Annotated in this window: 3 protein-coding genes; 2 read left to right on the forward strand and 1 reads right to left on the reverse strand. The window is 37.4% G+C overall.

The features are described 5' to 3' along the window. Window positions 1-2,672 (reverse strand): hypothetical protein (locus HRT72_07650; protein NQY67580.1); only part of this gene is annotated, 2,672 nt, incomplete at its 3' end. Window positions 2,673-3,218: 546 nt separating this feature from the next. Here HRT72_07650 and HRT72_07655 point away from each other — a divergent pair. Then, window positions 3,219-4,238, forward strand: a complete 1,020-nt coding sequence (locus HRT72_07655) for a T9SS type A sorting domain-containing protein (protein ID NQY67581.1) — start codon at window positions 3,219-3,221, stop codon at window positions 4,236-4,238. A gap of 61 nt (window positions 4,239-4,299) precedes the next feature. Next, window positions 4,300-4,790, forward strand: a 491-nt coding sequence (locus HRT72_07660; GenBank protein ID NQY67582.1) for a GNAT family N-acetyltransferase, incomplete at its 3' end; no start/stop codon positions are given.

The following is a 4,790-nucleotide window of genomic DNA, read 5'->3' on the forward strand; positions in this document are numbered from 1 at the left end:
CCATTGCCCCAGTCGATACTGAAATCCGGGCTACTACCTAAATCAACCGTTACAGTGGCCATACCATCATTAAAACCAAAACAAGAAGGTTCTTGATCTATCGCTATACTACAAATTGGAGCAATTGGGCACCATATATCTGCAGATCCAGAATTAGTACATCCATTGTCATCAGTCGCCGTAACCGTGTAAGTAATAAATCCATTATTACCGGTTAGGCCAGATATATCTTCTGTAGTTTCATTTGTACTCCATAAAAGATCAAGGTCAGTATCGGGCTGAGTATCTTCTAATGTTAACGTCCAATCAACCAAATTCCCATCGTTCATCTCCCCTGTACCAATCCACAGTTCCCAAGCACCTTCCTTATTTCCACAAGCCATAATAGCTCCTGCCGGATCATCTAGAGCTTCCCCTTCAGGAAGGAATATTCCGGAAAAGTCTGCTCCGCCAATTTGTGCTCCAGCATCCGGAGTAAAACAAACATTGAAAGCAGCAGCATTATTCATATTAGTATTTCCTTTAAGCAATATGCTAGCCGGTTCACCACATGGACTGATCAGTTTTAACTCCAATTTATCCAGCTTGCCATTTGGAACATCATCCATATTAACACATACTTCTTTAATAGTGCTTGCTGTAATTGGACCTGGATTAACTACTCCTGTTAAATCCATAAAAAATGAAGTAGACGTCTTCCCTACTATTGTACCTCCAGCGCCAATTCCGGGCGTAGTTATTGTGTCTGGATACAGAGTCCCTCCTGTTACAGTTAAGTCTATACTTCCGTCTTGAGAACCAGGAGCTCCGCATGAAAATTCGTTGGTTGGAACCAAGGTTAAAACGATTGGTGGAGGATCTATTAATGTTTTTTCCATAGTACGAATACACCCAAGGGCATCCGTAACAGAAACGGTATATGTACCGGCTGATAAGCCAGTCTTATCTTCTGTTGTAGTATTATCATCCCAAATCAAAGAAAGGGCACCTACGCCACCAGTAACTGTAAGATCCAAGGCGCCATTGGATTCTCCATTACAATTAACATAAGTAACAATAGTATCAATAACCACTGGAGGCGGAACAGATATATATGCACTGCAGGTTCCTTCAAGCCCCTGATTATCTGTAACCGTAACTACATTAAAACCAGACGGAACCGCATTCTCTATTGCAACACTTCCATTAGACAAACCGGTTTCCTGGTTTCCTGTGGGCCAAATAACCGTGTAGGGTATTTCCACGTCATCCCCTGCTATAGTTACTTCAAGCATACTATTGCCGTAACCAAAACAAGTTTCATTTACTTGATATGTAACCTCGCATGTTGGAGGAGGAGAAAACTGACAAGGACAGGGAATCGTTGGTACCATCTCAATAATCTCGGCTTGCGTATTCGCAAAATTAGAAATCGACAAATAAGCAATTTGGCCCGGCGCTGTCTCATTACTTACTTGATCATCATCTGTGAAAAAATTTATAAAATCCCCACTCTGAACCAACCCAGTTCCATTATCATCAATACATAATACCAAACCTTCTGCAGAACCATCCCACCCTACTCCATTCTCATCAAAATTGTACATACAGAATTCATCGTCGCAAGTTCTTGTAAAAACACCTGTATTCCATTCATCATCCAAACCAATACCAGCGCCGTTCATACCTTGAATCTCCCAAAACTCATAAGTACCACCGGCGCCACCCATGCCTTCTACATACATCCCATCATCACTAGAATGATTACTCCAATCAATTAATCGTTGCCAATCTTTTGCAGAATTTTGTTGGTCAAATTTCCAATGCATCGTAATCGTGTATTCACATCCAAGAAAGTCATTATTCGCAACATCATTAAATTGAAATCCACAATCCAGATCAAAATTGTAAACATCTACAGGATCTGTACAGTTTGGAAAGTTTTGTTGATCAAAGAAACCTGGAGTACCTCCCATATCGTTATAACAATCCTGGTTTAAATCTGTTCCTTCAGCATCGTATTCAGAAAAGTCTGGATTACAAAAATAATCTAGTGTTGTTCCAGCTATACCACCACTACCACCACCAAATTCGACTCCAACAATGCAAAATTCTCCTGTTGTACTTGTTCCATAATCTTCATCACTTTCTGCCGGATCATATACTACTCCCGATGTTGATCTACCGTCCAACATAATAAAATAAGTTTCTCCAGGATTCAATCCTTCCACTCGTATTCTTGCATGACCTGTGAATAAATCTGTCATAGATGGATCTTCATTACAATCCTCTTCTGTAAGATTACCTGTACAAGTTCCATTCGACGATGAATAAATAGCCATCTCTGTATCTAATAATCCACCAGCAACCTCAAAATCTGTGGTTAAGAAAATACCTCCAGAGGGAGGGCAAACCATACTATACCATACCGTGTTACTTAAAACTGCTCCCATTCCGGACAGAGGGGCATCCTCCCAGCACGTACCAAGCACGTCTCCACCTGCAACAGTTGCTCCCGTATTGTCTTGCCCACATAACGGTTGGCCATCCGTTAAAGAAATCGCATTACATATATCGTCGTTTGAAGGCTGGGCAAATAATACAGAAACACTTAACAGCAATACTATTGTAAGTATCAACTTATTGCTGATTTGTACAGGAATATTCGAAATGGAAAAATTGAAATCACTCATCGTAAAATGCTTTTATGAAGATTATCTCGTAATTGAGAAACGGGTCCGACCTATTCTATAGCCAGAGGAATAATAGACATCGTCTATTAATATAAACTCAAAGATCCCACGTACTCCAGTAATCTGGGTGGTAGCTACCCTTGACAGGTGATTCGTAAATACTATAAAGTTTGCTCTTCATTTTTAATGAAATTGATTCTTCAGTATCCATTTTTTCAAGGAACAGCTTTAAAGCAATACCCTCAACCTTTTGGTGTCTAACTAGTTATGAAAATAGTAAATTTCATCAACTTAATCTACTCTCAAATAGATGCTCCTTATATATAATATGTACCTGAAGTAAAAAACTCTAATTAAAACAGATAAATTTCAAGATGAGATTTCTATCTGTAGTTTTATTGTTGATCAAAAACATTCTAGGTCCCTTTCTAGAAAGAGGTAAAACATCTTCGCCACACATCCAATATATTATGTAAAAAAAATACAACTAACAAACTTATATTCGATGACATTATACCAAATCATATTAATCATAAAACAAGTTTCATGAAAATAATTAATATCACCTTCGCTCTATTTGTACTTAGTAGTTCAATTTTATTTTCTCAGAATGTAAACATTCCAGATGTCGTGTTTAAGAATTACCTTGTTAATAATAATAGCTTAAACACAGATCAAAACAGTGAAATTTCATATAGTGAGGCTGCAGTATATACCGGCGGTATTTATCTAGCATCTGCTGGAGTGAGTGACCTAAGTGGAATTGAAGCATTTACGAACATCACAACCCTCAGTTTAAAGAGCAATCAAGTTTCCTCTTTAAATTTATCAGCGAATACAGAACTTACCTGGCTAGGATGTAGCGACAATCTACTTACTAGCTTGGACCTATCTCAAAATACTAAACTTATAAGACTCTCGAGTGATACAAATATGTTAACTAGCCTTGACCTATCAAATAATATTTTATTGGAAAAGCTTTATTGTAGCTATAACAGCCTTACATCTTTAGACCTATCGAACAACCCTGAACTTGAAATAATTCATTGTTCGAATAATAATATTACAAACATTTATTTCTACCAAAATTCTCCTAATCTATTATATATTGATGAGCTAGGCTGTCACAACAATAACCTTTCGACTTTGAACCTCTCTGTATTCTACAATATATCGCAAATTCTAGCATCTGGAAACCCCAATCTATATTGCATTCAAGTAAACGATCCTGTTTGGGCATCCACTTGGGCAAACGGTCAAGCAAATGACGTTTCATCAAATACATTACCATTAATAGACCAATTAGACTCATGGGCTTCATATTCTAGCGACTGCAGTACTGTTGGCATAAATAATTCTGTAAAAGGTCCGACAATTTCAATTCAATCTAATGGAATATCAATCTTTGGAGCTGCTGCAATATCTATTTATACCATTAGTGGTCAAAACTTATACAATGAAACATCGCTTGATGACACTTTCATTGTATTAAATCCTGGAATTTATATTATCCGATTAGAATCGGAAGGAAAAACAAAAACTGAAAAAGTATTTATTAGAAGGTAGATATGGCACTAGCGAATTCTTCATTTCTTTTGAATATTGGAAGATCTCAATTTAAACAAGCATGCAAAAAGTCATCACAACTTATCTCGAAATTAATTCGCGGACACAGCTCCATTCAAAACCTCGCATTGATGGGCTTGTTATTAAAGATATTCCAAGCGTGAATTTCTTACAAAGCAAACATTTACATCACCTTGTTGGGAAAAATTTCAATTGGGTAGAACGTAACGATTGGACCAATGAAATTTGGAAAACTAATTCTGAAGATAACAACGTTACTTGTTACTCTGTTCATTTCAAAAATTCCGAAGCAGGATACTTTGAACTAGTGCAACAGGCTGAAGGAAATGTCGAGATCATTTACTTTGGCCTTGCGAAAGATTTTATTGGAAAAGGACTTGGCGGCAGCTTATTGACTATTGCATTAGAAATCGCTTGGGATTGTCCAAATACAAAAAGGGTTTGGTTGCACACTTGTACCGATGATCACCCAAATGCTATTAACAATTATAAAGCAAGGGGAATGAAGATTTACAAGGAAGAAGTAGAAGA

The sequence above is a fragment of the Flavobacteriales bacterium genome (genome assembly GCA_013214975.1).
Lineage (GTDB): Bacteria > Bacteroidota > Bacteroidia > DT-38 > DT-38 > DT-38.

Excerpts from the sequence above, each read along its gene's own strand:
- HRT72_07655 (NQY67581.1), top strand. The coding sequence starts at position 3,219 with ATGAAAATAATTAATATCACCTTCGCTCTATTTGTACTTAGTAGTTCA.